The 26,933-nt window shown below is 37.4% G+C and carries 27 protein-coding genes and 1 pseudogene; 22 read left to right on the top strand and 6 right to left on the bottom strand.

What is annotated here, in order from left to right; translation table 11 throughout:
- The first annotated feature begins 45 nt into the window (after positions 1-45).
- The 14 genes from NKR74_RS19155 to uvrC all read left to right on the top strand — a co-directional run bounded on the left by NKR74_RS19155 (position 46) and on the right by uvrC (position 14,298).
- The gene (locus NKR74_RS19155; RefSeq protein WP_429706457.1) at positions 46-633 is read left to right on the top strand and encodes a fatty acid metabolism transcriptional regulator FadR; all 588 of its coding nucleotides are present in this window, start codon (positions 46-48) and stop codon (positions 631-633) included.
- 16 nt (positions 634-649) lie between these two features.
- Positions 650-1,423, top strand: coding sequence for an enoyl-CoA hydratase (locus tag NKR74_RS19150; protein ID WP_253630533.1), 774 nt, complete (start codon positions 650-652; stop codon positions 1,421-1,423).
- Positions 1,424-1,501: 78 nt separating this feature from the next.
- Complete coding sequence (gene etfB, locus NKR74_RS19145; RefSeq protein ID WP_098305187.1) at positions 1,502-2,275, top strand: electron transfer flavoprotein subunit beta; 774 nt, start codon at positions 1,502-1,504, stop codon at positions 2,273-2,275.
- Between the two features lie 31 nt (positions 2,276-2,306).
- Positions 2,307-3,284: an electron transfer flavoprotein subunit alpha/FixB family protein gene (locus NKR74_RS19140; RefSeq protein WP_098305185.1), complete on the top strand. Its 978-nt coding sequence runs from the start codon at positions 2,307-2,309 to the stop codon at positions 3,282-3,284.
- Positions 3,285-3,506: 222 nt separating this feature from the next.
- Complete coding sequence (trxA, locus tag NKR74_RS19135) at positions 3,507-3,821, top strand: thioredoxin (protein ID WP_098305183.1); 315 nt, start codon at positions 3,507-3,509, stop codon at positions 3,819-3,821.
- A gap of 171 nt (positions 3,822-3,992) precedes the next feature.
- A complete protein-coding gene (locus tag NKR74_RS19130) occupies positions 3,993-5,165 on the top strand; it encodes a hypothetical protein (RefSeq protein WP_253630532.1) in 1,173 nt (390 codons plus the stop codon).
- A gap of 86 nt (positions 5,166-5,251) precedes the next feature.
- Positions 5,252-6,199: an SDR family NAD(P)-dependent oxidoreductase gene (locus tag NKR74_RS19125; RefSeq protein ID WP_098305179.1), complete on the top strand. Its 948-nt coding sequence runs from the start codon at positions 5,252-5,254 to the stop codon at positions 6,197-6,199.
- On the top strand, positions 6,117-7,094 hold the full coding sequence (locus NKR74_RS19120; RefSeq protein WP_309247642.1) for a lysylphosphatidylglycerol synthase transmembrane domain-containing protein: 978 nt from the start codon (positions 6,117-6,119) through the stop codon (positions 7,092-7,094). The genes NKR74_RS19125 and NKR74_RS19120 overlap by 83 nt, the downstream gene beginning before the upstream one ends.
- On the top strand, positions 7,082-8,557 hold the full coding sequence (locus NKR74_RS19115) for an alkaline phosphatase family protein (RefSeq protein WP_253630530.1): 1,476 nt from the start codon (positions 7,082-7,084) through the stop codon (positions 8,555-8,557). Before NKR74_RS19120 ends, NKR74_RS19115 begins: the two co-directional genes overlap by 13 nt.
- Positions 8,554-9,300, top strand: coding sequence for a glycosyltransferase family 2 protein (locus NKR74_RS19110; RefSeq protein ID WP_253630529.1), 747 nt, complete (start codon positions 8,554-8,556; stop codon positions 9,298-9,300). Before NKR74_RS19115 ends, NKR74_RS19110 begins: the two co-directional genes overlap by 4 nt.
- 64 nt (positions 9,301-9,364) lie before the next feature.
- Positions 9,365-10,120 carry a hypothetical protein gene (locus tag NKR74_RS19105; RefSeq protein WP_098305173.1) on the top strand — a complete coding sequence of 252 codons (756 nt, stop codon included), beginning with the start codon at positions 9,365-9,367 and terminating at the stop codon, positions 10,118-10,120.
- A gap of 18 nt (positions 10,121-10,138) precedes the next feature.
- Positions 10,139-11,044: an FTR1 family iron permease gene (locus tag NKR74_RS19100; RefSeq protein WP_253630528.1), complete on the top strand. Its 906-nt coding sequence runs from the start codon at positions 10,139-10,141 to the stop codon at positions 11,042-11,044.
- 47 nt (positions 11,045-11,091) lie between these two features.
- Positions 11,092-12,501 carry a glycosyltransferase family 39 protein gene (locus NKR74_RS19095; RefSeq protein WP_098305169.1) on the top strand — a complete coding sequence of 470 codons (1,410 nt, stop codon included), beginning with the start codon at positions 11,092-11,094 and terminating at the stop codon, positions 12,499-12,501.
- Positions 12,502-12,516: 15 nt separating this feature from the next.
- A complete protein-coding gene (uvrC, locus tag NKR74_RS19090; RefSeq protein WP_098305167.1) occupies positions 12,517-14,298 on the top strand; it encodes an excinuclease ABC subunit UvrC in 1,782 nt (593 codons plus the stop codon).
- Between the two features lie 125 nt (positions 14,299-14,423).
- Here the strand turns inward: uvrC and NKR74_RS19085 are convergent, their stop codons facing one another.
- Positions 14,424-14,828, bottom strand: coding sequence for a YslB family protein (locus NKR74_RS19085; protein ID WP_301287849.1), 405 nt, complete (start codon positions 14,826-14,828; stop codon positions 14,424-14,426).
- A gap of 346 nt (positions 14,829-15,174) precedes the next feature.
- Here NKR74_RS19085 and NKR74_RS19080 point away from each other — a divergent pair, with 346 nt between their 5' ends.
- The 4 genes from NKR74_RS19080 (at position 15,175) to NKR74_RS19065 (ending at position 19,002) form a co-directional block, all read left to right on the top strand.
- Positions 15,175-15,801 carry a succinate dehydrogenase cytochrome b558 subunit gene (locus NKR74_RS19080; protein WP_098305163.1) on the top strand — a complete coding sequence of 209 codons (627 nt, stop codon included), beginning with the start codon at positions 15,175-15,177 and terminating at the stop codon, positions 15,799-15,801.
- A 13-nt stretch (positions 15,802-15,814) separates the two neighbouring features.
- Complete coding sequence (gene sdhA / locus NKR74_RS19075; RefSeq protein ID WP_253630527.1) at positions 15,815-17,608, top strand: succinate dehydrogenase flavoprotein subunit; 1,794 nt, start codon at positions 15,815-15,817, stop codon at positions 17,606-17,608.
- Positions 17,601-18,362 carry a succinate dehydrogenase iron-sulfur subunit gene (gene sdhB / locus NKR74_RS19070; protein WP_098305159.1) on the top strand — a complete coding sequence of 254 codons (762 nt, stop codon included), beginning with the start codon at positions 17,601-17,603 and terminating at the stop codon, positions 18,360-18,362. Before sdhA ends, sdhB begins: the two co-directional genes overlap by 8 nt.
- A 187-nt stretch (positions 18,363-18,549) precedes the next feature.
- A complete protein-coding gene (locus tag NKR74_RS19065; protein ID WP_098305157.1) occupies positions 18,550-19,002 on the top strand; it encodes an acyl-CoA thioesterase in 453 nt (150 codons plus the stop codon).
- Positions 19,003-19,019: 17 nt separating this feature from the next.
- Here NKR74_RS19065 and NKR74_RS19060 read toward each other — a convergent pair whose 3' ends face one another.
- Positions 19,020-19,802, bottom strand: a complete 783-nt coding sequence (locus NKR74_RS19060) for a M15 family metallopeptidase (protein ID WP_253631184.1) — start codon at positions 19,800-19,802, stop codon at positions 19,020-19,022.
- Positions 19,803-20,182: 380 nt separating this feature from the next.
- Between NKR74_RS19060 and motB the strand changes: the two are divergent.
- Positions 20,183-20,356: pseudogene (gene motB, locus NKR74_RS19055) on the top strand (flagellar motor protein MotB); the annotation flags it as partial.
- Positions 20,357-20,377: 21 nt separating this feature from the next.
- Here motB and NKR74_RS19050 read toward each other — a convergent pair.
- Positions 20,378-21,193, bottom strand: coding sequence for a 5'-nucleotidase, lipoprotein e(P4) family (locus tag NKR74_RS19050; RefSeq protein ID WP_253630526.1), 816 nt, complete (start codon positions 21,191-21,193; stop codon positions 20,378-20,380).
- A 191-nt stretch (positions 21,194-21,384) separates the two neighbouring features.
- Here NKR74_RS19050 and NKR74_RS19045 point away from each other — a divergent pair, with 191 nt between their 5' ends.
- Positions 21,385-21,816 (top strand): Rrf2 family transcriptional regulator, encoded by a 432-nt coding sequence (locus NKR74_RS19045; protein WP_098305153.1) that lies wholly within the window; start codon positions 21,385-21,387, stop codon positions 21,814-21,816.
- Between the two features lie 175 nt (positions 21,817-21,991).
- On the opposite strand, the gene NKR74_RS19040 is transcribed toward NKR74_RS19045, so the two are convergent.
- From NKR74_RS19040 to NKR74_RS19030, 3 genes are all read right to left on the bottom strand, one after another.
- Complete coding sequence (locus tag NKR74_RS19040) at positions 21,992-22,627, bottom strand: NAD(P)-dependent oxidoreductase (RefSeq protein WP_253630525.1); 636 nt, start codon at positions 22,625-22,627, stop codon at positions 21,992-21,994.
- Positions 22,628-22,902: 275 nt separating this feature from the next.
- The gene (locus NKR74_RS19035; protein WP_098305149.1) at positions 22,903-23,091 is read right to left on the bottom strand and encodes a PspC domain-containing protein; all 189 of its coding nucleotides are present in this window, start codon (positions 23,089-23,091) and stop codon (positions 22,903-22,905) included.
- Positions 23,092-23,427: 336 nt separating this feature from the next.
- Positions 23,428-25,251 carry an APC family permease gene (locus NKR74_RS19030; protein ID WP_253630524.1) on the bottom strand — a complete coding sequence of 608 codons (1,824 nt, stop codon included), beginning with the start codon at positions 25,249-25,251 and terminating at the stop codon, positions 23,428-23,430.
- Between the two features lie 297 nt (positions 25,252-25,548).
- Here NKR74_RS19030 and gerE point away from each other — a divergent pair, with 297 nt between their 5' ends.
- Positions 25,549-25,773: a spore germination transcription factor GerE gene (gene gerE / locus NKR74_RS19025; RefSeq protein WP_020060005.1), complete on the top strand. Its 225-nt coding sequence runs from the start codon at positions 25,549-25,551 to the stop codon at positions 25,771-25,773.
- A 289-nt stretch (positions 25,774-26,062) separates the two neighbouring features.
- A complete protein-coding gene (racE, locus tag NKR74_RS19020; protein WP_301287724.1) occupies positions 26,063-26,917 on the top strand; it encodes a glutamate racemase in 855 nt (284 codons plus the stop codon).
- Positions 26,918-26,933: the final 16 nt, after the last annotated feature.

Below are 26,933 nucleotides of genomic sequence, written 5' to 3'. Positions count from 1 at the left end.
GTGAATGAATCATCATTCAGTCATCTTCTTGAAGGGGATAGTACTGTGAAAAAGAATCGACCAAAATATAACCAAATTATTGATGCAGCGGTGATTGTCATCGCAGAAAATGGATATCATCAAGCGCAAGTTTCCAAAATTGCAAAGCAAGCTGGTGTTGCTGATGGAACTATTTATTTATATTTCAAAAATAAAGAAGATATATTGATATCTCTATTTCAGGAGAAGATGGGAGAATTTATTGAAACAATTCGGCAAAAAACAGCAGGAATTGAAAGCGCTGTAGAGAAGTTATTTATGTTGGTAGAAACGCACTTCTCTTTACTGTCGAAAAATGATCCTCTTGCTATCGTTACGCAACTAGAACTTCGCCAATCCAACCAAGAATTACGCCTCAAAATTAATGAAGTGCTGAAAGGGTATTTGCAAGTCATGGATGAAATTTTAGAAACCGGCATACAACAGGGAGAATTTCGCACGGATCTAAATGTACGCGTGGCAAGACAAATGATTTTCGGAACAGTAGATGAAGTTGTAACCAACTGGGTAATGAGCGATCATAAATATGATTTGGTCGCAATTTCAAAAACGGTGCATGAGCTATTAGTAGCAGCTTGTGGTTACCGCAATTAATGGGGAGGGAGTACATTTGAATTTCCTATCTTTAACGGTGGAAGATTACGTAGCAATTGTAAAAATCAATCATCCGCCGGCAAATGCGATGTCTTCACAAGTCATTAGTGAAGTTGGTGAACTTCTTGATGTAGTGGAAACGGACGAAAATGTGCGCGTTGTACTTGTTCATGGAGAAGGTCGCTTTTTTTCAGCGGGAGCGGATATTAAAGAATTCACTTCTGTTGAAGAAGCAAAAGAGGCGACGACATTATCACAACATGGGCAAGTCATTTTTGAACGTGTTGAAAAGTTTTCAAAGCCAATTATTGCGGCTATTCACGGTGCAGCGCTTGGCGGCGGGTTAGAATTTGCAATGTCTTGCCATATGCGTTTTGTAAGTGAAACTGCAAAAATCGGTTTGCCGGAGCTAACGCTAGGATTAATCCCGGGTTTTGCGGGGACGCAGCGCTTACCGCGTTATGTGGGGAAAGCAAAAGCGTGTGAAATGATGCTAACAAGCGATCCGATTTCAGGTGTGGAAGCAGTTGAATATGGACTTGCAAACCGAGCATTCCCTGAAGAAGCATTGCTGGAAGAGACGCTAAAACTAGCGAAAAAGATTGCAGGAAAAAGCTCAGCATCTACTCGCGCTGTGTTAGAGTTATTACAAACAACAAAATCTTCTTCTTATTATGAAGGAGTGCAACGCGAGGCACAGTTATTTGGTGAAGTGTTTACAAGTGGAGATGGGAGAGAAGGCGTTGCTGCTTTCTTAGAAAAACGTAAACCTTCTTTTAGTGGTAGGTAGTTCTATATTTTTTTAACATAAATTAGCAGAATATTATAATTAACAAAATTTTTATAAAAAAACAAGGGGGTAAATAGAATGAACATCTACGTACTCATGAAACGAACATTTGATACTGAAGAAAAAATCGCAATTAAGAATGGTGCAATTTACGATGGCGAAGCGGAATTCATCATCAACCCTTACGATGAATATGCGATTGAAGAAGCAATTCAAGTAAGAGATGCACAAGGCGGTGAAATTACAGTCGTTACAGTTGGCGGTGAAGATAGTGAAAAAGAACTTCGCACGGCACTAGCGATGGGCTGTGATAAAGCAGTATTGATTAATATTGAAGATGATGTTGAAAATGGCGATCAATATACAACAGCAAAAGTACTTACTGAATACTTAAAAGAGAAGGATGTCGATTTAATTTTAGCTGGTAACGTAGCGATTGACGGAGCATCTGGACAAGTTGGACCACGTGTCGCTGAAGCGCTTAATATCCCATATGTAACAACAATTACAAAGCTTGAAATTGACGGTACAAACGTAAAAATCGAGCGTGATGTAGAAGGGGATACAGAAGTAATTGAAACGACATTGCCACTTTTAGTAACAGCGCAGCAAGGGTTAAATGAACCGCGTTATCCATCGCTTCCAGGTATTATGAAAGCGAAGAAAAAGCCGCTGGAAACATTGGAATTAGATGATTTAGATTTAGAGGAAGATGATGTAGAAGCGAAAACAAAAACAATTGAAATCTATTTACCTCCTAAGAAAGATGCTGGAAAAGTGTTACAAGGCGAACTGCAAGAGCAAGTAAAAGAACTTGTATCGTTGTTGCATACAGAAGCGAAAGTAGTTTAAAAAATACTAGGATATCCAGGAGGGAAAACATATGGCTCGTAAAGTATTAATAATGGGAGAAGTTCGTGACGGATCTTTACGTAACGTTTCATTTGAAGCAGTAGCAGCAGCAAAAACAATTGCAGAAGGCGGTGAAGTTGTCGGTCTTTTACTAGGTGAAAGCGTCGCTTCATTTGCGAAAGAACTGATTCATTACGGTGCAGATCGCGTTGTGACAGTTGAAAGCGATAAGTTAAGCTCATATACATCTGATGGATATGCACAAGCATTTCTAGCGGTGTATGAAGAAGAAAAGCCAGAAGGAATTGTCTTTGGACATACGGCGCTTGGGAAAGATTTATCACCAAAACTTGCAGCGAAATTACATGCAGGTCTTGTCTCTGACGTGACAGCGTTAGAAGTGGCTGGTGGAAACGTTGTGTTCACACGCCCAATTTACTCTGGTAAAGCATTTGAGAAAAAGATTGTAACAGATGGTGTATTATTTGCGACAATTCGTCCAAATAACATTGCGCCGCTTGAGAAAGATGAAGCACGTGAAGGCGATGTTTCTTCTATGACAGTCGATGTAAAAGATTTGCGTACAGTTATCAAAGAAGTTGTTCGCAAAACAGCAGAAGGTGTAGACCTTTCTGAAGCAAAAGTCATTATCGCAGGCGGACGCGGTGTGAAGAGTGAAGAAGGTTTTAAGCCGTTAAAAGAATTGGCAGATGTGCTTGGCGGAGCAGTTGGCGCTTCTCGCGGAGCATGTGATGCAGAATACTGCGATTATTCACTGCAAATTGGACAAACAGGTAAGGTTGTAACACCAGATTTATATATTGCATGTGGTATTTCTGGTGCGATTCAACATTTAGCTGGTATGTCTAACTCAAAGATCATTGTAGCAATTAATAAAGATCCTGAAGCAAACATTTTTAAAGTAGCTGACTATGGCATCGTTGGCGACTTATTTGAAGTGTTACCGCTTCTAACAGAAGAATTCAAAAAGTTAAAAGTACATTCTTAAACATGAAGTTACGCATAATGGGTTCCCATTAAGTAATTACCCCTATATAAATAAAGGAAGGCGAGAGGTCCCCTGCTTCTCGCTTTTTCGTACGAAAAGTAATACTTTCTTATAGTATAAAGGCATGATTATTTGATACAATACTTAACGATACATATTATTCGCCACGTATATAAGATAATGATATACTTTGGTTAGAAAGTTCATAAAGGAGGAAATAAAATGGCAATTGTAAACGCAACTGACCAAACTTTCGCAGCTGAAACAAGCGAAGGTGTTGTATTAGTAGATTTCTGGGCACCTTGGTGTGGCCCTTGTAAAATGATCGCTCCTGTATTAGAAGAAATCGATGCAGAATTAGGCGATAAAGTAAAGGTAGTAAAAGTAGATGTTGATGAAAACCAAGAAACAGCTCGTAAATTCGAAGTAATGAGCATTCCATCTCTTTTCGTAGTAAAAGATGGTCAAGTGGTTGATCAAGCATTAGGTTATAAGCCGAAAGAAGCATTAGTTGAATTAGTATCTAAACACTTCTAATTGATAAAAGGTCCAGCATACGATGCTGGACCTTTTTATTTTGGTTATAATTTCCTTGTATTAATGTGACACCGGATACAAAAATGATGTTGACACTTATCGCTCCTACTTTTATAATCAAATTATCAATAATGAAAATCAATATCAGTTGGTTGTAGGGGGACGCAGTTCATGACAGTAAAGTTAAAAGTATTATCTGCAGCAGCGGTAGCATCTTTACTTTTTGCAGGTTGTGCGAAAGAGGAACCGAAAAAGTCTGAAGCACAAGAGAAACAGACAGAACAAACTGCTAAAAAAGAAGAAACAAAACAACAAGAAGTAGATTATGTACAAGCTTACAAAGATGGAGTAGCTGAGCTTGAAAAAGCGAAAGACGGTAAAGAGGTTGACTTTGAGAAAGTAACAAAGTTATACAAAGAAAAATTACAACCTCTTGTTCAACAACGCGATGGTGAATTTAGCGAGCAAATTGATCCAACTATTACAGCTGCATTAGAAGCAGGTAAAAATAAAGAAATGGACCCAATGGTTGTAAAGCAACTATTTGATAAATTAATGCAAAAAGAATTCTTCCAATCTATGCGCCATGATTTTAAAGAAGTAGATGAAAAATGGGGCAACAAAGATGAAGTGAAAGAAGAAATGGAAGAAGCACTTGCGTTTTATAAAGGTTTAGAAGGTACAGTTGGAAAGCGTGATACGGCATACGGTACACAAATGGCCTCTACAATTAAAGGCGGCTTTGATGAAATGAATGCAGCAATTGATAAAGGCGACAAACAAGCATTTTCTCTTGGCAAGCAAGTTGTAGATAAAACGTTAATGAAAACATTCTACTTTGCAACAGGAGCTACGCCAAACGGTTATGCTACAAAAATGGTAGAAGAAGCAAAGAAAGATGAGAAAAATGCAAAAGTTGAGCAAGCTGAAGGCTGGGCATTTTACCAAGCTATCTATCCATATCTGAAAAAAGCAGCTCCTGAAGAAGCAGACTTTATTTTGAAGCAATTTGATTTAAAAACAGATGTGAAAACAGTTGATCCAAAAGCTGTAAATCAAGCGTTTGTACGTGGATTTTCAAAAGTTGCATTAGGTGAGTATAAAGAAAGCCAAGAAAACTTCGGGAAAGATAAAGGTCCTGTTACAGCATTAGAAGGTGCTCTATTCATTAACATGATTGAAAATGATTTAAAAACAGTACTTGGCGAGCAGCAAACAGCAGATTTAACAAAAACAGCACAATCTTATTTAGATGCAGTAAAAGCGAAGAACAAAGAAGAGGCAGACAAGTTATTACCACAAATTGAATCCACATTAAATAAAGTGGTTGAAACAGCGAAATAAAACTGAAACGTCTATATTCTTTGGAAGAAACCTTGTCTTGACAAGGTTTCTTCTTTTGCATAGGGTTGTAGAAGGTGGTGAAAGAAATGAAAGTATTAATTACTGGCGGAGCGGGTTTTATCGGAAGTCATCTTGCGTTGAAATTATTAGAGCAAGGTAAACAAGTTGTGCTTCTTGATAATTTTCATTCTTATTATGCAAAGTCTAGAAAGCTTTTTCAATTAGAGCAAGTACAGGAAGCTGGAAAGATTCCATTTTATGAATGTGATATTTTGCAAAAAGATAATGTGAAAGCTGTTATGCAGCAAGAAAAAGTCGATGCGGTTATTCATTTAGCGGGCTTTCCAGGTGTAAGACCATCGCTTGAAATACCAGGTGCTTACGTTGATATTAATATAAAAGGGACAAGTAACGTATTAACATGTGCCGGAGAAGAAAATGTGAAACATGTTATTTTTGCATCGTCCTCTTCTGTATACGGAGAGCAGGCAGGGATGCCTCTGCAAGAAAACATGGCAAACGGCCGCGTTCTTTCACCGTATGCTGCATCAAAATACGGAGCAGAATCTCTGTGCCATGCGTATCAATATATGTACGGATTCCAAATGAATATTTTACGGTTCTTTACTGTATACGGACCGTGGGGACGTCCCGATATGGCAATTGCAAGCTTCATTCGAAAGCTATTAAAAGAGGAGGAAATTGTCGTGTACGGAACAGGAACGGGGCGTGATTATACGTACATCGATGATATTACGGAAGGAATCTCCCTTACATTGCAATCCAATCACAGTGATGTATATAATCTTGGATCCAATGCTCCTGTTTTAATGACAGAATTACTGGCACAGTTAGAAAAACATTTCCCGCTTATGCGTGTAAGGAAAGAAGCACACCGAAAAGGTGATGTAACATCAACTTGGGCGGATATTTCAAAAGCGAAAGAACAGCTTGGGTACATGCCGCATATATCTTTTGCAGAAGGGTTGGAGCGAACCATTGCTTGGGCGAAACAATATCCGAATATTGTTTAATGTTTTCGGTATTTTCTTGTTATGCATTTTTTTTCTTTTGTCATGGCGGTCGTTTGAAGCATCTTCATTACTGAAACATCTTCAAACCTTATGGAAACAACCATACACGGTTATGTTTCTCATTATGATGTACGGGATTGCTTTTTTGTTGCGTGCATATGCATGGAGAATATACCTTCATCATCGTATTACAATAAAAGAGGCGTTATATGGACTGTTGTATAGTTTGTTCATTAACCATGTTTCTCCGCTAAAGGTTGGAGATGCTGTACGCATTGCTGTGATTACAAAAGAGAAGAAAGTAACATTAGGAGAAGCAACGCAATCTGTCATCGTTCTTCGTATATTAGACTTACTTATTCTCGGTATGTTTGGAGCAGTGGGTATGTTTCTATTATGGAGAAATATTTTACTTAATGTTCCGGTCATTTTTACTTGTATATGTATAGGAAGCGTGATGGGATTGCTTATCTACAAGAAAGCACCGCAATTTGTAGATAAGCAGTGGAAGCAATTGAAAGGGGCGCTATTTACAGCAAAAGGCGGAATCATTCTGCTCCTGATTGCGCTGAGTTGGATTTGTGAAGCATTTGTCATTTATGAAATTGCTACGCCGCTCTCATTTGTACAAGCAGTTTGGGTAAATAGTGTGACCATTGCTGGACAAGTGTTTCAACTAACACCAGGTGGGATCGGTACGTATGAGACCGTTATGACATTTGCATTGCAAGCAGTAGGAGCTGTGCAATCTGATGCCTATCAATGGTCATTAATGAGTCATGGTTTTAAATTTATATTTTCTTATGGTGTGGGCGTGATACTATTATTGGTGTATCCTATGGAATTACGCTCATTTTTCAGTCAGAAGGGAGAAGGCATCCGTTGGAAGAAGTAAAGAAAGCGTCGAAATTTGAAAAAGTAGCGGCGCGCTGTTGGAATCTACTAAATGAAGGGAAACCATTTACACTGATTTTTGTATTCGGTACATTTTTGTTGTTTTCTATTTCACAATTTGGGAATCCAAATTTTGTGTCTGCTTTTTTTAGTAGCTTTTTATTCATTGTTCCGCTACTCGTTTTATATTATTTGTTTGATTTTCCATTGTTTTTGCGAAATTATTTATGGCTGCCGTTCGTTGCCTATTTAATCGTATTTAAAACGGTGCATGTACCGTTATTATTATTTGCATTAGGATTATATTTTTTCTTTACGATCCTATTTTGGGGAACGTTATATTATCATTTGCGTATTGGAACGTCTTGGTTAAACTTTACACGTTTTTGGAAACTCGTGCTAAAGAACAGTGATTCTACAAGCGGAAATGCACAGGAGCAAATGCCGAAGTTTTTACTGTTGTTATCACTTTGGTATTATTACTACCATTTCTTCCAAGAAGGTGGTACGCTCGGTGCAGTAGATTGGAAAACACTGCTTATGTTTTATGGTGCTCTTGCACTATACACAATCATCTTACATCGTAATTTATTTGACTGGCAGCCAAAAGCAATTTCAACTTATACGAATAATATGCCAGAAAATAAAGAGGCACTGAATGAAAAAGTAGTTGTAATTGTTATTGATGGTATGCGTAAAGATCGCTTTGAAACAGCACATACACCGTATTTGGATTCTCTTCGAAAAAAAGGGACGGAGTTTTTAAATATGGAAACGGTATATCCAGCTCGAACCGTTGTATGTTTCTCTTCTATGTTTACAGGAACATATTCATTTGAGCACGGCATTAAATCGAACATGGTTTGGAAGCACGGCGTGAATGTAGAAAGTATTTTTGATTCGCTTCGAAAAGTAGACAAAACAGGAAAAATGCTAGCCGTTGCGCATTTAGTTGACGCGTTTGGTGAAGATGTAGAAACATTTACAGCTGTTATGAAAAATGATGTTGTGGATGGGAAGATTATGGAGAAAGCGAAACAAATAATGGATGAACAAGACCCAGATCTCTTTATTGTACAGCTCATTTCAACAGATCAAACGGGACATAGTCGTGGTGTGTTATATGATGAGTATTTACAAAAAATTCATGAGGCAGACCAGCATGTAAAACATTTTATCGAGCATTTAGAGAAAACAGGAAAAACAGAGAATACGACGTTTATCATTTGTGCTGATCATGGACAGGCAGATGGGATTGGCGGTCATGGCCATTTAGATGAAGGAGAACGATTCGTACCATTCTTTATGTACGGCCCTCATATTAAACAAGGTGTTAAGGTAGAAGAAAAGAAAAGCCTTGTCTCTATGGCACCGACACTTGCTTATTTACTAGGTGCACCGTATCCATCTCATAGCCGTGGTCCTGTGTTAGTGGAAGCGTTAAAGGAGCAGGAAAAGAAATGAAAGTAATTGTGTTTATACCAGCCCTAAATGAAGAAGAGTCCATTGCACATGTTATTCGAAAAGTGCCGCGTCATTTTCATCCGAGTGTAACGGTAGAGGTTCTTGTGATTGATGACGGTTCAACAGACAGAACGGTGGAAGTTGCAAAAGAGGCTGGGGCGGATCATATCGTTTCATTTTCAAAAAATAGTGGTCTTGGTGCAGCCGTTCGAGCAGGACTAAAGGAGAGCTATCACCTTGGGGCAGATATTAGTGTAATGATTGATGCAGATGATGAATATCCAGCAGATGAAATTCCAAATGTAGTACAGCCAATTTTGGAAGGGAAGGCTGATTATACAATGGGGTCTCGTTTTCGCGGAACCATTAGCGGCATGAAGCTGTACAGACGCCTTGGGAACTATTGTTTTACAATGCTGCAATGTATATTGCTACGTAAATGGATTCGTGACGGGCAATCAGGGATGCGTGCTTTTTCGAGACAAGCGATGGAACATGGAGAAATTATTCATGATTACAATTATGCACAAGTAATTACATTAAATTTAGTACGAAAAGGCTTTCGAGTTCTGGAAATACCCATTACGTATAAAGTGCGTGAAACAGGGGAGTCTTTCATTTCATTCCGTAAATATATGATGCGTGTTCTTCCTGCAATTTGGAAAGAGATGAAACGTCCGGTGGAGAAAGTTACGATTGATTATGATGCGCATGTAGTAGTAGAAGATAAGAAATGCTCGTAGCGAGCATTTCTTATCTTGACAATGAAAGTGATAATTATTATCATTTTGTTTAGGAGGAGCGTTTATGAAAAAAATAATTACTTCATTATTTGTTAGTCTTTTTTTAATATTCTCGATACATACGAGCGCATTTGCTTATTCGTACGGAAATCCGAACGAAGAAAAGGTTGCAGAGGCGTATAAGCAAATGGTCGCAAAGCTAGATGAAAATCCAGCAAACTTTACAGAAGCAAAGAAAGCATATGAAAATGTGCAAGAAGAAATTGATCAGCACATGGGAAAAGAACCTTCTAAAGCAATTATGAAAGACTTTGATAAGAAAAATAAAGAAGCTATTATTACAGATATGCAAAAAATTCTTGCCCTTAATATTAATCGTCGTTTAACGAATGTCGATGAACAATTTAATGACTATGATACAAGTAAACGTCTATTAGCAAAAGCATTTGCAACATATGATGCATTATCACCAGTTATTGCAGAACATAATAAAGAATTAGATGCAAAATTAAAAGATGAGTTTAACAAGGCGTTAGAATCACTTGGGAACCCTGGATTATTTGGAGTAGGACAAAAGGAACCAAATCATGATGCTTTCAAGCAAAGTAAAGATGTCATTTTAACAAGTTTGCAAAAAGAATTAAAAATTAAAGATTTTAGGGTTGGTCATTTTGATGTTAGTGGACAAGAAGCGGCTTCAGCAAACAAAGGCCAAACAGAGTGGACAGATTTAAGCAACTTAAAAAACTGGGCTCCAATTGTGATAATTGTACTTGTACTTGTTGGAGTCATTGTATATGCAGTAAGAAAACGTAAGTAAAGATGAGGAGGAAGAGCGATGCAACTGCAGGCATTTCTCATTACATTTCGTGAAGTATTAGAAGCATTGCTCATTGTTGGAATTATTACTACGTATTTAAAGCGTACGGATAATAAGCAATTTGTGAAATACGTTTGGATAGGAGCAGGCCTTGCGGTTGTAGCAAGCTATCTTGTCGCTCTTGTCTTTCAAGTTGTGTTTACTGGCTTTGCCGCAATGGGAAGTGAGATGTATTTAAAGATATCGATTATGTTCATTTCCGTTATTTTGCTTACACAAATGGTATTTTGGATGGCGGAACATAGCAAAAATATACAAGGCAATATGGAAAGTAAAATGAGTCATTATATTACGACTGGAAACGTAATTGGAATGGTCGTACACTCCTTTCTTGTTGTGCTGCGAGAAGGCGTTGAAACAGTGTTCTTCTTTGCTGCAATTACAGGTGGAAATATTGAAGCGGCAATGAAAGGCTGGGGAGCAATTGCGGGAGTTCTTGTTGCAGCTCTTGTCGCCTACTTATTCTTTAAAAGAACGATGCGTATTTCACTAAAAGTATTCTTTAGAGTAACGGGAGTATTTATTGTCTTCATCGCAGCTGGGCTTCTTGTACAAGGTATTTCCATGCTGCAAGACTTAAAAATAATCGGTAGCGTGATGCCGCACGTATACGATATTACATGGCTGCTCCCAGAGCACCCGATTGATTATGAACACTACTTGCGTGATCATGGAACTGCACCAGTTTTTTCCGGTCAGGTCGGTCTATTCTTAAAATCGTTTTTAGGATATTCTTCTATGCCATCGCTTGAAGAAGTGCTTGCATATATGGGTTATTTTGTTGTCCTTTATATGTTAATTATCTTTAAAAAACCTGCGAAAAAAAAGCAAACCGTAACTGAAGAAAATAAATCAGTAAGCTAAAAGTACAAGGGATATTCCTTGTACTTTTTTTACAGAAAGGAAATCAGATGAAACAAGTATTACGTATATGGGCAATCATTCTTTTTTCTAGTGCGATTCTCATTCGTTTTTTTTATGCAAGTCCGTTTGCGGCAACGTGGGATGAAGTAGATTTTTCGCTTGCGCTAAAGCAATATGACATATTAGCGATGCAGCCTCATTTCCCGGGTTATCCTTTTTTTATTTTAGGGGGAATGATGACACATCTTTTTATAGAAAATCCTGTGCAATCGTTAGGGATTTTTAATGCAATTATGGCACTTACTGCTGCTTTTCCGATGTATTGGATTGCACGCCGTTATGTAAGTAAAACGAGTGCTCTTATTGTTGTAGCTGTATTGCAAACGAGCGGTTATTTTTCTATTTTAGTGACGCAGCCGATGTCAGAGGGAGCAGCGATAGCTGTACTGTGGTGGTATATGTGGAGCGTAGATCGAGCATTTCGCACAAATGAATTTCGTGCTCAGTTTTTGCCGGTGATCTTATTTGCTCTATTAATGGGAATCCGTTTATCGTATGCGCCGTTTGGGATAGCGCTTATTTTATTAGTATGGCAGCAGTGGCATGAAGAAAAATGGCGGTTTATTATTATATGCTGCACAGCTGTTCTTTCGCAGCTCGTATGGATCGGGGCGCTTATTTGGAATATCGGCGGCTTAGCGGGATTATGGAAAATTTCTTTCGGATTTGTAAAAGGGCATTTTACAGAATGGGGCGGTGCGGTTACAGAAACGAGTGAACCGCTTATATCACGTCTGTTTCGTTTACTTTCCGAGAATATTGTATTTGCAGGGATCGGTGTTCATTCGTACGTTCTTGTAGGTTTCTTTCTTTTCTTTTTGTTTCTTTTTGTTTTACAATGGAAGAACATACGTTGCTATCCGAAATTATTTATAGCGCTTGGCAGTGTATATTTTCTTTGGAATTTACTTGGACAAAATATCGATAAGCCACGTCATTCTTATCCAATTGTAGCAATAGTACTTTTCGTACTTGCTATTTCATGGTTAAAAAAATATAGCGGAATCTTACTGCTGTTATTTGCAACACTTCAACTTGTTGTCAGCATACCGCTTATGCAAGAACAAAAAGAAGCTGTGCCCGCAACGTATCAGCTAGCGTCATATTTAGAAGAAAAACAGCAGCCGTTTATCGTATATACATGGGAAGAGACACGCGTTATGGAATACTTACATGTACCATATGAACATAAACGTTTTTACACATATGACTATTTTTTACAAGATAAAAAATATCATAAGAATGATACAATATACGTTACGAATCATCTTATTGAAGGATTTCAAAAACAAGGGATTGATATAAAAGGACAGGTGGAACAGGTTGCTGTCTTTCGTTCTAATCCATTATTTGATCCTGTTTATTCTAAAATAGTTTTATATAAGTGGAAAAAGTAAGAGAGGAGAAAGCGAGTGCACGAATATTTAAAAGAAAAACTAGCGATTTTACCGGATCAACCGGGCTGTTATTTAATGAAAGATAAGCAAGGAACAGTTATATATGTTGGGAAGGCAAAGGTATTAAAAAATCGTGTGCGCTCGTACTTCACTGGTTCACACGATGGGAAAACACTACGTCTTGTCGGAGAAATTGTTGACTTTGAGTATATTGTGACCTCCTCGAATCTGGAGGCTCTTATTTTAGAATTAAATTTAATTAAAAAATATGATCCAAAATATAATATCCAATTAAAAGATGATAAAACATACCCATTTATTAAAATTACGGCTGAAAAACAGCCGCGTTTGCTTATTACGAGAAATGTGAAAAAGGATAAAGGAAAGTATTTTGGCCCGTATCCAAATTCACAGTCAGCTCATGAAACAAAAAAATTGTTAGATCGAATGTATCCGCTGCGGAAATGTACAAATATACCAGATAAAGTTTGTCTATATTATCATATGGGACAATGCTTAGCGCCTTGTGTGCAAGAGATAACAGATGAACAAAATAAAGAAATTGTAGATGACATTATTAAGTTTTTAAATGGTGGACATAAAGAAGTTCGTTCAGAATTGGAAGCGAAAATGTATGAAGCATCGGAAAAATTAGAGTTCGAACGAGCGAAAGAATTGCGAGATCAAATTGCTCATATGGATGCGATTATGGAAAAGCAGAAGATGATTATGAGCGATCTAGTTGACCGTGATATTTTCGGTTATGCGGTAGATAAAGGCTGGATGTGTGTGCAAGTTTTCTTTGTTCGAAAAGGAAAGTTAATCGAGCGAGATGTTTCGATGTTTCCCATTTATGATGATCCAGAAGAAGGTTTCCTGACATTTATCGGGCAATTTTATGAACAAAATAATCACTTTAAGCCGAAAGAAATTGTTGTACCAAGCAGCATTGATAATGAACTGATTGAAAAATTTTTAGAAGTAGAAGCAACGCAGCCAAAACGCGGTAAGAAAAAAGAACTCGTTGATTTAGCGGGTAAGAATGCTAAAATTGCGCTGAATGAAAAATTTTATTTAATTGAACGCGACGAAGAACGTTCAATTAAGGCTGTAGAAAACTTAGGAGAACATCTTGGGATTGAAACACCGCACAGAATTGAAGCATTTGATAACTCTAACATTCAAGGGGTAAATCCGGTTTCCGCCATGATTGTCTTTATTGATGGAAAACCTGCGAAAAAAGAGTATCGAAAATATAAAATTAAAACGGTGCAAGGACCGGATGATTATGAATCGATGCGCGAAGTTGTGCGCCGCCGTTATACACGTGCTTTAAAAGAAAATTTGCCTCTTCCCGATTTAATTGTAATCGATGGCGGAAAAGGTCATTTAGCTGCAGTATGTGATGTGTTAGAAAATGAACTCGGTCTTTCTATTCCAACAGCAGGACTTGTTAAAGATGATAAGCACCGTACGTCACATTTAATTATCGGTGAACCTCCTGAACCTGTTATGTTAGAGCGTAATAGTCAAGAGTTTTACTTATTGCAGCGTATTCAAGATGAGGTGCACCGCTTTGCGATTACGTTCCATCGTCAAATTCATGGGAAATCTGTCATTCAATCGGCATTGGATGATATACCAGGAGTCGGAGAAAAACGGAAGAAAACACTTTTAAAACATTTTGGTTCTCTCAAGAAAATGAAAGAAGCGTCTGTTACAGACATTATAGAAGCAGGAATGCCGCAAAAAATAGCAGAGACGATTCATTCGTATTTAACAGGGAAGACATTGTAGTTTACAGTGTCTTTTCTTTTTTGTTATAATTTCAGAAGATTTAAAATAATAAAAAACGAATGTTTATACATAAATAAAAAAGTCAACTGGACATTTTTATGCCTAGTTGACTTATAAAATAAACATTACACTTCGACAGGATCTTTTACATCCCATTTTACGAGAAACATAATAGAGTCAGAACGCTTCTTTTGTTCTTCGTAGGATTCAGCAACTACACCACGCTGCTTTTGAATTTGCTCTGCAATAAACCCGGCTTCTAATTGGTAAGAAGAGTGTCTATTTTGTTGTTGGCGTTCCTTAATAAGAGCACCTGTTAGTTTAAATTCCATTTCACGGCGTTTATGTTCAATGATGGTTAAGTCACCCCATCCAGCTTTTACGAAAAATTGAATCACTTCATCAATTGTTTCTAAAGGATATTTTCGTGCTAAGTTTCTGCCAGCCCAATATAGAATAGCATCTAATTCTTTCCCTATTAAGTCTGGGAGTAATTCTTCACGCAGCAATTCGTAGGCAAAAGCACTCATTGAAATATTTTGTAAAGATTCGCTTTCGATTTTTTTTGTACTCACAATATTCCCCACTTTCTATACTGCCAATATTATATACCATTTTATATATGTAAACCCAGCTATTTCTTGGCAAAAAATCTGATTTAGAGAATGAAAAAAGAATATAAAAATTATATACAGATTATGTATACGTTTTCTTGACGCTTCGACAAAAATAGGAGTAAAATGAACTTGGTATCAAATTATGCTGAAATATTGCGAATAATTTTTTCAGTTTTTCTTATAGCAATAGTGAAAAAATGCTATTGTTATAAAGTAACGTGACAAACAGTAGTCAAACATTCGAGGGGGTAATGGGGACATGAAAGGCCGCGAGTATACGTTTCGCAAGTGGCATTCGTTAATGGGTGTCATTCCGATTGGTGTCTTTGTGACACAACACTTAGTAGTAAACCACTTTGCAACACAAGGGGCAGAGGCTTTCAATAGCGCTGCTCATTTTATGGAAATGCTTCCATTTCGGTATGCATTGGAAATCTTCGTGATTTTCTTGCCGTTGTTGTATCATGCTGTATACGGTTTATATATTGCTTTTACAGCGACGAACAATACAACATCTTATAGCTATTTCCGTAACTGGATGTTCGCTCTGCAACGATTCACAGGGGTGTTTACGCTAATTTTCTTAGCTTGGCACGTTTGGCAAACGCGCCTTCAAGCTGCAATGGGACAAACAGTAGACTATGATATGATGGCAAGTATTTTAAGCAATCCGTTTATGTTTGGTTTCTATTTAGTAGGGGTTGTATCGGCTATTTTCCACTTTGCAAATGGATTATGGACATTCTGTATTAGCTGGGGTATCACGGTATCACCACGTTCGCAGCGTATTTCTACGTATGTAACATTAGCAATTTTCTTAGCGTTATCTTACGTAGGGGTGAGCGCATTACTTGCGTTCATTAATCCGAATCTAGCAAACATGTAAGGAGTGGGAGAGCATGAAAGGGAAACTTATTGTAGTTGGCGGTGGATTAGCCGGCTTAATGGCAACGATTAAAGCAGCGGAAGCAGGCGTGAATGTAGAACTATTCTCTTTAGTACCGGTGAAACGTTCTCACTCTGTATGTGCACAAGGCGGCATTAACGGTGCTGTAAATACAAAAGGTGAAGGGGATTCTCCGTGGATCCACTTTGACGATACAATTTATGGAGGGGACTTCTTAGCGAACCAACCTCCTGTAAAAGCGATGTGCGATGCAGCGCCTGGTATTATTCATTTAATGGATCGTATGGGTGTTATGTTTAACCGTACGGAAGAAGGTTTACTAGATTTCCGTCGCTTTGGTGGAACACAGCATCACCGCACAGCATTTGCTGGTGCGACAACAGGACAACAATTATTATATGCATTAGATGAGCAAGTGCGCCGTCATGAAGTAGCAGGTCTTGTTACGAAATATGAGGGCTGGGATTTCTTACGCGCTGTTGTGGATGACGAAGGTGTATGCCGCGGAATCGTAGCGCAAGACTTACAATCTATGGAGATTAAAAGTTTTCCAGCTGATGCTGTAATTATGGCAACAGGGGGCCCTGGTATCATCTTTGGAAAATCTACTAACTCCATTATTAATACAGGTACAGCAGCATCTGCTGTGTATCAGCAAGGTGCATATTATGCAAATGGTGAGTTTATTCAAATTCATCCAACAGCAATTCCGGGTGATGATAAATTACGTCTAATGAGTGAATCTGCACGTGGTGAAGGTGGCCGCGTTTGGACATATAAAGACGGTAAACCATGGTATTTCCTTGAAGAGAAATATCCAGCATACGGAAACCTTGTACCTCGTGATATTGCAACGCGTGAAATTTTTGATGTGTGTGTTGAGCAAAAGCTTGGTATTAACGGTGAAAACATGGTATATCTTGATCTTTCTCATAAAGATCCGAAAGAGCTTGATATAAAACTAGGTGGTATTATTGAAATCTATGAAAAATTCATGGGTGATGATCCACGTAAAGTACCGATGAAAATCTTCCCTGCTGTTCACTATTCAATGGGTGGACTATGGGTTGATTATAAACAAATGACAAATATTCCAGGATTGTTTGCAGCAGGTGAGTGTGATTACTCTATGCACGGTGGTAACCGACTAGGTGCTAACTCATTATTATCAGCGATTTACGGCGGTATGGTAGCGGGACCAAATGCAATTGAATATATGAAAGGTCTTTCAAAATCATCAGATGCTGTTTCATCTGCTTTATATGAGCAAAACGAATTAATCGAAACAGAAAAATTCAATAATATTTTAACGTTAGATGGTAATGAAAATGCGTATGTTCTTCATAAAGAGCTTGGAGAATGGATGACAGATAACGTAACAGTAGTTCGTGAAAATAAAAAATTATTAGAAACAGATGCGAAAATCGTAGAGTTAATGGAGCGTTATAAACGCATTAACATTAACGATACGGCGAAATGGAGTAACCAAGGTGCTTCATTTACACGTCAGCTGGCAAATATGCTTGAATTAGCTCGTGTTATTACAATTGGTGCATATAACCGTAATGAAAGTCGCGGTGCACATTATAAACCAGAATTCCCAGATCGTGATGATGAGAACTTCTTAAAAACAACAATGGCGAAGTTTGAGGGAGCAGGAAATGCACCAGCATTCCATTACGCAGACGTTGATATTTCATTAATCCAACCACGTAAGCGTGATTATTCTTCAAAACATGAAGTAGCTGATAAGAAAGAAGAGAAGGGGGATAAGCAACATGTCTGAGAAAACAATCCGCCTTATTATTACAAGACAAGATGGTCCGAACTCACAGGAGTATGATCAAGAATTTGAAATTCCATATCGCCCAAATATGAATATCATTTCGGCATTAATGGAAATTCGTCGTAACCCTGTTGATGCAAAAGGGAATCATACAACACCTATTGCTTGGGATATGAACTGTTTAGAAGAAGTGTGCGGAGCATGTTCTATGGTGATCAACGGAAAACCACGTCAATCATGTACAGCGCTTATTGATCAACTTGAACAACCAATTCGCTTAAAACCGATGAAAACATTCCCGGTTGTTCGCGACCTGCAAGTGGATCGCAGCCGTATGTTTAATGCGTTAAAGCGCGTTAAAGCATGGATTCCGATTGATGGTACGTATGACTTAGGTCCAGGGCCAAGAATGCCAGAGAAAAAGCGTCAGTGGGCATATGAATTATCAAAATGTATGACTTGTGGTGTATGTTTAGAATCATGTCCAAACGTAAATAGCAAATCTGATTTTATCGGTCCAGCACCGCTTTCACAAGCACGTTTATTTAATGCACATCCAACAGGTGAAATGCATAAAGCGGACCGTTTACGTGCAATCATGGGTGATGGAGGACTTGCAAACTGCGGTAACTCACAAAACTGTGTACAATCTTGTCCAAAAGGAATTCCATTAACGACATCGATTGCGGCTTTAAATCGTGATACAACGATTCAATCATTTAAAGATTTCTTTGGTAGTGACAATAACTATTAATCTAATCTATATTGCCTCTTCAGTTTGAAGAGGCAATATTTATATCATTCTTATTTAAGTTACTTAATTATATGTTTACATCTGAGTATACTTATTCTTACCTTAATAGATCGTAATTTTATAGGTTTTTAATTCAGAAAAATCAAATAATATAAAATGAGAGAAATTTTAAAGGAGATGAATAATTATGAAGAAGATTCATTATATTGAACACTTTGAGCAATGGGAAAGTACATTTTCATTTTACATCCCTATAAAGGTTCGTTTTAGTGAAACAGATATGTTTGGACATATGAATAACGGTGTTGCGTTTACTTATTTTGAAGAAGCTCGTATTGAGTTTTTTAAAGAGCTTGGCTTTATGCAAGAGTGGGTACATGAAGCATCGGAAACAATGATTGTAGTGGCGGATTTACAATGTAATTTTTTGAAACAAGTGTTCTTTGATGAGAACTTAAAAGTGTATGTAAAAGCTGAGAACGTCGGAAATTCTTCTTTGGATTTGCATTATATGGTAAGGAACGAAGCAGGAGAGATTTGTTTGATGGGGCGAGGCGCACTGGTGCAAGCTTCTAAAAAAACAGGGAAAGGAGTACCTTGGCCAGCGGAATGGAAACAACGGTTATTAGACAAAAAATAAGAGGGCGCGTCGCCCTCTTATTTTTTGTCTCCCATTGCTTCTTCTAATGTCAGATGATGTTCATATAAATATGTAGCCTGCGGGTTGCCGACAAAACGAAGATGCCATGGTTCATAATCATATTCTGTAATGTCTGTTTTATCTTCTGGATAACGAATGACAAATCCGAATTCGTGAGCATGCTCTGCTACCCACTTTCCTTCAGGTGTTTCTCCAAATATCGGCTCCAATTGAAATTTTGCTGATTTAGAGCTAATATCCATGGCAAGTCCAGTTTGATGTTCGCTTGTCCCTGGAATGGCACTTAATGCATCAGCAGCTTTTTTTCCTTGACGATTTACATATGTATTGTGCAATGACTCTTGTCGTTTGTAAGAGCGAAATCCAGATACTGCAGTAAGTTCAATCCCTTGCTGTTTTGCTGCTTTAAACATTTCTTCTAGGGCATCCGCTGCCGGTTTGCGAAGTAATGTTTTTTCCTTATCTTCCAGACTGAGAAATGGAACATTTGGTTTTGTTAAATCGCGTGGTGTGTAGGAATCTGGGAGTTTGCGATGTTTGTTTACTAAAACGAGTAATGAATCAGTGTTAGTTACAAGTGAATATTGATCATCGGTTTTTTTAGCTGTTGCGCTTGCTTTTGGGAATGGAGGAATCTTCTCTTTTGGATGTTCAGCATGCTGATTTGTTTCAACTGCTTCTGCTTGATTATGTATATTTCCTGTAAAAGCTTTGGAACCAAAATTTATTAAAGAAATAACAATGAGAATCATAATTGAAATTAAGATTGTTCTTTTCATAATTGTTTTTTTCATAATTTTTAACCGATTTATTCCTTTCTAAAATACTTGTATTTTATTATCTTTTTACATTATAAGTCTATCGTATATAAAAAGGAATAAAGGAGCCCTCATGTAACAAAATTGAAAAAAATTTGTAAAAAAAAGTCGATTTCTTCATGATTTTGTTTAAAATGGCACATTGCAACTTTTTATGAATTCTATTTCATTTATAATATATATATAGATATATATAACGATTATGTTGTAATATGTAGCTTCTTATTGTATCGAATAATCTAGGAGGGAACAACGATGAATTTGGCATCAATCATTGGAATTATCCTTGGGATAGTTGCCGTTGTATTAGGAATGTTTTTGAAAGAAGCTGCACTTAATGCGCTGTTAATTTTATGCAAGTATTGCTCCAAAATAAACAACTGCTTCCGGAAAAATTTAGTGCAATTGGCTACGGAGAATATCGTCCTGTCGCACCGAATGATATACCGGAAGGAAGAGTGAAAAATAGACGAGTAGAATTATTTATTTTACCTCTTATAAAAGATAAAAAATAAAGGGTGGCGTAGTGCCGTCCCTTATTCTTTTACTTCGAATAATTTCAAGTTGTCCCTGCGAATTTTATCTTTTTCTGCATCTGATTTTTTTAAGTCATAGTTATATAAAGCGCCTTCCCAATCGCCGTACATTGGATTTGGGAAAATAATGAATTTCTCGCCAAATTGGTCTTTCGTTTCTTCTACTGCTTTATTACGATCTTGTACAGATTTTGCATCAAATCCACTGAAATCTGATAAATTGTCACCAAATAATAAGACGATATTATGCGTTGTTGAAACGAGTTCTCTACGCTTTTCTTTTCCTTGTTCTTTCGGTTCTTGTAGTAAAATATGCTCTGTCTTTGCTTGCGGGGCACCAATGCGTTCTAAATTTTTAACGGTTGCATCTAGTTGATTTGTTTTACGATTTGAAATGTAATAAATGTCTACACCTTTTGATTCTGCATATTTTAAGAAATCAAGTGCACCAGGAAGAGCTGCTGCATCTGCTTGATTAACCCATTCATCCCATTTATAAGGATAGCCTTTTCCTGTTTTTATTGTCATTGCTTGGTATGGACTATTATCTAAAACGGTTTCGTCTAAGTCTAGTACAACAGCTGGCTTCTTGCTTGTCCCTTTTGCAAGAGCAGCATCTAGCTTAAGTGTGCCGATGTTGTAGCCTTGATGGTATAATGCTTTTGCTTCACCAGCTGTTTGATACCATAAATTAGCCATTATTTGTTGATCTGTTAGTTTGACTGTTGCTTCTTTTGCTGTAACCTCGTAAGTTGTCAAGGATGTTGATAATAATGCAACAGATAGTAGAGTTGCAAACTTTCGTTTGTTTTGCATACGTATCCTCCTAGGTGTGTATGTGAATATTTTCAAGGGACTTCCAATATATTTTTCTGTTACAATTATGAGTCTATACATAGTATGTATAATGTTTTTTACTTTATATGATGAAGGAAAATAGTATATAATAAAGGATACGTTATTTTTAAATAGATGAGAGAGAATGAACATAAAGGAGGGGGATACAAGTGGGGATTAGTAGTCGTTTTACAGTAGCTGTTCATATGTTAACATTGCTAGAAGTCGATAAAAAATCTCGATGTACATCTGAATGGATTGCTGGCAGTGTCAATACAAACCCAGTCGTTATTCGCCGAATTACAGGAATGTTAAAAAAAGCGGGATTAGTTGATGTACAAGCTGGAAAAGGTGGTACTTCCTTAGCTCGTGATTTAAATGAAGTTACGTTACTTGATGTATATAAAGCGGTTGAAGTTGTAGAAGAAGGGCATTTATTTTCTTTTCACGATAATCCAAATGTGGAATGCCCAGTTGGAGCTAATATTCAAACTGTGTTAGAAATTATATTATTGCAAGCGCAAGACGCGATGGAAAATGTCCTTGCAAATGTAAAGGTAAAACAGCTCGTCACAAATTTAGAAGAGAAGATACAACAATAAAAGAACCTAGCCTTGTATTGATGGAAGGCTAGGTTCTTTTTTATCCTGCTATTCGTGGGCAGTAAGGTCCTCTCAAGATTCAGAGAGAAGGATAACTGCCCGTAAAAGCCCGATTGGTTCAACTAACCCTCAGTGGGGGGTGAAGAAAACAACCACTGAGGGAAGTTTCACTTTATTAGGCGTTACGTACTGTAAAACGTTGACGAGAAAATTGTGGGTTTTCTACTTCGTCTAATAAAGCAACAGCGTAGTTTGGAATTGTAATTCGGCTCTCACCGTTTTCGTCTGTTAATAGTTGATCTGTTCCTGTGACATATTTACCTGTACGCTCACCTGGTTCGATCATCGCAGCAGGACTTAAATTCGTCCAATTGAAATCAGATTGTTTATATACTTCTAGAGCATCGCGGTGTGCTAATGCGATTGGTTTCCACTCTGCTGGGAAATCTGGTGTATCAACAACTTGTAAACCAGGCGCTACTTCTAAGCTGCCTGCGCCTCCAACAGCTACAAGACGAGAAACACCAGCTTGTTTTGCTGCTTCTAATAAAGAGTGCGTTGCTTCTACAAGTTTCTCATCTTCACCATGTTTAGGGCCAAATGCGCTAATTAAAATATCGTGATTTACTGCTTCTTTTGCAATACTGTCTGCATTGAAAATATCACCTGTTACAACATGTAAATTTTCATGTGCTGTTTCTACGCGAGATGCATCGCGAACAATCGCTGTTACCTCGTGTCCGCGTGTTAAAGCTTCTTCAATAATTTGTTTTCCGATGTTACCAGTTGCGCCTACTACTGCAAGTTTCATAATCATTCTCCTTTTCCACTTTGTTTTATATAAAAATGCATTTATTTTTAATTTAGTTGTAATTAATTTGGTTACAACTTTATGTAACTATTATAGTTACAACTATTATTCTTTGTCAACATAAAAACAAGTTGCTTTTATATTGAGTAAAAAGCAACTTGCGGAAAAGATAATTATGCTGTTTTCTTTCGTTTTATAAGAATAGGAATGAAATAGCAGTTCTACATGTAACAATGAAAGATTCACCTTAAAATACATAAAAGACACCGGTCACTTTATTCATGAGATTGTGGCATAAGCAACATAAGAATGAAATAAGCTAAAAAGCCTGTTCCGAAAAATAAGATTGCGATCAGCCACAGAATACGGATCATATTTGTGTCCACACCGAAATATTCTCCTAAGCCACCACAAACACCGATAAACACTTTATCTGTTGAAGATTTGCATAGTTTTTTATCCATAATGAAATCCTCTCCTTTTCATTATTCATCATTTTTTTATGTAGAAGTGAATGTTTTATGTTTTTATCCTATATGGAAAAAGTAGGGGCTATCGAATTATATTATGGTTTTTAGGGGAAGATTACAGTTTTATCCCGCTACTTGTAGGCAGTAAGACCACTACCTCAAGATTCAGAGAGGGGTAAGGAAGATAGGTGATGGAAAACTGATGGAAGATTCGCTTTATATGGTTACTGTTTTTTCTGATTTTGTATGTTTGCATGGGAAAATAATAAACCAAAAGCAATGATCTATTTTTAATCATTGCTTTTGGTTTTCTATAAGGATAAAGCATCTTTATTTTTTAAATCGATACGGGACAGTTGAAACAATAACATTCTTTTTGTACAAAAGATATATCCTTAGTAAAACACTCGATTGGTTATGCAAAAAGTTATGCCAATTTTTTTTCGTAATAAATTGCGGGATGAGAACGGTAACTGCATAATGTTCCTCGTTTGCTTTATCTTGAATTGTAGTTACTAATTTTTTTATGGGTCTCATTAAGCTTCGGTAAGAAGAAACCACTGTAACAAGACGAATGTTGGGTTGCCACGCCTTCCATTTCTCCTGCATTTTGATCTCGCTTTCTTTGTCGAAGGCTACGTAAACAGCAATGACAGTATCTCCAATAGATTCAGCGTAATTGAGCGATTGTTCCACTACCTTTGTAATTCCAGCAATAGGTACGATGACGACGTTGCCCTCGATTTTTTGAGGTGATTCATTAGGGTTTATACGTAGTTGTTCACCTACTGCGTCATAATGTTTATAAATGCGATGGAAGGTAAATACAATAATAGGTAAAAATATGGAAATGGCCCAAACTTGCATAAATTTTGTAACAAAGAAAATGAGCAGTACGGTTAAGGAAATGAGTGCTCCTAATAAGTTAGTGAGTAATTTTGGTAACCACCCTTCTGGTTTTTCCCGAATCCATTTTATAATCATACCTGTTTGTGACAAGGTGAAAGGGAGAAATACACCCACTGCGTACAATGGAATTAAATGTTCGGTTTTCCCGTGAAACGTAATAATTAAAATAATGGAAGCAAAACTGAGTGTGATAATACCGTTTGAATACCCTAAGCGATCACCACGCATCAAATACATGCGAGGCATATATTTATCTGATGCTAAGTTGTAAGCTAACAATGGAAATGCTGAGAATCCGGTATTGGCAGCTAACACTAAAATAAGAGCAGTTGCTCCTTGAATAAAGTAGTAAACAAAGTTTCTTCCAAATACATTGGAAGCGATTTGAGAAACAACAGTTTCAGTATGTTTAGGAGCAATGCCGTACCAATATGCTAAAAAGGTAATGCCAGTGAATAAAACGGCAAGAATCGCTCCCATCATGACTAATGTATTGGCGGCATTTTTAGCAGCGGGTTCTTTAAAGTTTGGAATGGCGTTGGAAATTGCTTCAACACCCGTTAATGCAGAACACCCGGATGAGAATGCCTTTAATAAGAAGAATAATGTAATTCCAGGTACTGCTGTACCAATAGGTGTGTGCAAAGTGGCCGGTGCTTGTCCAGATGTAATTTTAAACATCCCAACAATAATTAAAATAACGAGCGCTAGCACAAAGAGATAGACAGGATAAGCTAATACAGAGGCAGATTCCGTTACCCCTCTAAGATTGAGAATTGTAATAAGAATAACGAGTATAACAGCGATAGGAATGGTGTACCGATGTAAAGTCGGAAACGCAGATGTAATGGCATCTGTTCCTGCTGATACACTTACTGCTACGGTAAGGATATAATCTACCAACAATGACCCACCGGCGATGAGGCCTGCATTTACGCCTAGATTTCTTTTAGAAACTACATAAGCTCCGCCCCCGTGTGGGTAAGAATAGATAATCTGTCGGTATGATAAAATAAGTGCTGCCAATAGAACTAAAACACCGACAGCGATAGGAATGGAGTACCAAAATGCAACTGCTCCAATTGTTACAAGAACAATTAATATTTGTTCTGTTCCATATGCAACTGAGGAAAGCGCATCAGAAGACAGGATAGCCAGCGCTTTTAATTTATTTAACTTCTGCTCTCCTAATGCTGTTGATTTTAACGGTCTCCCAATTAAAAATCTTTTGACTGTAGAAAACATATTTACACCACCAATATGCAAAATTTCCATGAATAGATACTATGTAGTATGAGCGTCTTGTAGCCAAATATTTAGTAAGGAAAGAGGTAATAAATGGGGAGTTTTTATTTAATGGGACATTGTATAAAACAGAGAAGAATAAAAATGAAATACAAACAACTTTTTTATAATTAAAACATGGAATTTCTCTTTGTTTTTATTCACCACCACTTACCTCTATTCATACAATATCATGACTAAATAAACACCCAACTTACACATATACAGCTCTGGCTTAAGCAAGGAGGGTTATACCAATTGAAGGAAAAAGAATATCAATCCAAACCGTTGCTCACAAAAAGAGAAAGAGAAGTGTTTGAGTTACTTGTTCAAGATAAAACAACAAAAGAAATTGCAAGTGAACTTTTTATTAGTGAAAAAACCGTACGTAACCATATATCAAATGCAATGCAAAAGTTAGGGGTTAAGGGACGTTCACAAGCGGTTGTTGAGCTCCTTCGTATGGGAGAGCTTGAATTATAGGGATGAAGCCGGCTTTTATATAAGTAAAAGCCGGTTATTTTTGTATCTTGCAAATTACTAGAAAAAGGAGGAGAATAAAAAGGTCTAACATGTACATAAAGTGAAGCTTCTATCAGTGGGGGATCTTTATTTCCAAACTGATGGAAAGCTCTTACCAATCGGGCTCTTATGGGCAGTTATCTTCTTCCTCCCTTCTTTGATTTCTCGGAATCTTGAATTGGAAGTTTTACTACCTGTTAGAATGGGATGAAGTGAACCTTCTATTAGTCTATGTGTGTTGTACTGATGAATGAGTGCACGATTTGGGAATGTACGCTTAGATGATGAAAGAGAAAACGGGGCGATTGTTTTGAATAGAGCGATTGGTGTAATTGATTCAGGTGTTGGTGGATTAACAGTAGCGAAAGAGTTAATTCGGCAATTACCGAAAGAGCGAATTATATATTTAGGAGATACAGCACGTTGCCCGTACGGTCCGCGATCGCGTGAAGAAGTGAGACAATTCACATGGGAAATGACAGAGTATTTATTGGCGCAGGATATTAAAATGCTTGTCATTGCTTGTAATACTGCGACAGCAGTTGTACTTGAAGAAATGCAAAAAAAATTGTCTATCCCAGTGGTAGGGGTAATCCACCCCGGTGCGCGCACTGCACTTAAAATGACAAATACGTACCATGTTGGTGTAATAGGTACGATTGGAACAGTGAAAAGTGGTGCGTATGAAGAGGCACTAAAATCAATTAACAACCGCGTATTAGTAGAGAGTTTAGCTTGTCCACCGTTCGTTGAGCTTGTAGAAAGCGGGAATTTTGAGAGTGAAATGACGTATGAAGTGGTAAGAGAAACGCTACAACCATTGAAGCAAACTGAAATCGATACGCTGATTTTAGGATGTACGCATTATCCAATTTTAGGGCCAGTTATTAAACGGGTCATGGGTGATTCTGTACAATTGATTAGTTCAGGTGATGAAACAGCTCGTGAAGTGAGCACCATTTTATATCATAGTAAGATGCTGCATGACAGAGAAGAGCAAAGTGATCATCTTTTTTTAACAACAGGAGAAATTGATGTGTTTAAAGAAATTGCTTCCAAATGGTTTGGGCAACCAATTGAGAATGTGAAGCATATCATTTTATAAAGAGGCTGTTTTCATA

The sequence above is a fragment of the Bacillus sp. 3103sda1 genome, from assembly GCF_024159135.1.
Classification (GTDB): domain Bacteria; phylum Bacillota; class Bacilli; order Bacillales; family Bacillaceae_G; genus Bacillus_A; species Bacillus_A rhizoplanae.
Note: the sequence above shows the minus strand (reverse complement) of the source record. Positions and strands in the feature narration are given on the sequence as shown.

What these genes read in the sequence shown, in the direction of transcription:
- NKR74_RS19105 (WP_098305173.1), top strand. Translation starts at nt 9,365, where the DNA reads ATGAAAAAAATAATTACTTCATTATTTGTTAGTCTTTTTTTAATATTC.
- sdhB (WP_098305159.1), top strand. Translation starts at nt 17,601, where the DNA reads ATGTCTGAGAAAACAATCCGCCTTATTATTACAAGACAAGATGGTCCG.
- NKR74_RS19050 (WP_253630526.1), bottom strand. Translation starts at nt 21,193, where the DNA reads ATGCAAAACAAACGAAAGTTTGCAACTCTACTATCTGTTGCATTATTA.
- NKR74_RS19060 (WP_253631184.1), bottom strand. Translation starts at nt 19,802, where the DNA reads ATGAAAAGAACAATCTTAATTTCAATTATGATTCTCATTGTTATTTCT.
- NKR74_RS19125 (WP_098305179.1), top strand. Translation starts at nt 5,252, where the DNA reads ATGAAAGTATTAATTACTGGCGGAGCGGGTTTTATCGGAAGTCATCTT.
- NKR74_RS19040 (WP_253630525.1), bottom strand. Translation starts at nt 22,627, where the DNA reads ATGAAACTTGCAGTAGTAGGCGCAACTGGTAACATCGGAAAACAAATT.
- NKR74_RS19095 (WP_098305169.1), top strand. Translation starts at nt 11,092, where the DNA reads ATGAAACAAGTATTACGTATATGGGCAATCATTCTTTTTTCTAGTGCG.
- NKR74_RS19130 (WP_253630532.1), top strand. Translation starts at nt 3,993, where the DNA reads ATGACAGTAAAGTTAAAAGTATTATCTGCAGCAGCGGTAGCATCTTTA.
- NKR74_RS19140 (WP_098305185.1), top strand. Translation starts at nt 2,307, where the DNA reads ATGGCTCGTAAAGTATTAATAATGGGAGAAGTTCGTGACGGATCTTTA.
- NKR74_RS19085 (WP_301287849.1), bottom strand. Translation starts at nt 14,828, where the DNA reads ATGAGTGCTTTTGCCTACGAATTGCTGCGTGAAGAATTACTCCCAGAC.
- NKR74_RS19030 (WP_253630524.1), bottom strand. Translation starts at nt 25,251, where the DNA reads ATGTTTTCTACAGTCAAAAGATTTTTAATTGGGAGACCGTTAAAATCA.
- NKR74_RS19065 (WP_098305157.1), top strand. Translation starts at nt 18,550, where the DNA reads ATGAAGAAGATTCATTATATTGAACACTTTGAGCAATGGGAAAGTACA.
- NKR74_RS19110 (WP_253630529.1), top strand. Translation starts at nt 8,554, where the DNA reads ATGAAAGTAATTGTGTTTATACCAGCCCTAAATGAAGAAGAGTCCATT.
- etfB (WP_098305187.1), top strand. Translation starts at nt 1,502, where the DNA reads ATGAACATCTACGTACTCATGAAACGAACATTTGATACTGAAGAAAAA.
- racE (WP_301287724.1), top strand. Translation starts at nt 26,063, where the DNA reads ATGAGTGCACGATTTGGGAATGTACGCTTAGATGATGAAAGAGAAAAC.
- trxA (WP_098305183.1), top strand. Translation starts at nt 3,507, where the DNA reads ATGGCAATTGTAAACGCAACTGACCAAACTTTCGCAGCTGAAACAAGC.
- NKR74_RS19100 (WP_253630528.1), top strand. Translation starts at nt 10,139, where the DNA reads ATGCAACTGCAGGCATTTCTCATTACATTTCGTGAAGTATTAGAAGCA.
- sdhA (WP_253630527.1), top strand. Translation starts at nt 15,815, where the DNA reads ATGAAAGGGAAACTTATTGTAGTTGGCGGTGGATTAGCCGGCTTAATG.
- NKR74_RS19035 (WP_098305149.1), bottom strand. Translation starts at nt 23,091, where the DNA reads ATGGATAAAAAACTATGCAAATCTTCAACAGATAAAGTGTTTATCGGT.
- NKR74_RS19080 (WP_098305163.1), top strand. Translation starts at nt 15,175, where the DNA reads ATGAAAGGCCGCGAGTATACGTTTCGCAAGTGGCATTCGTTAATGGGT.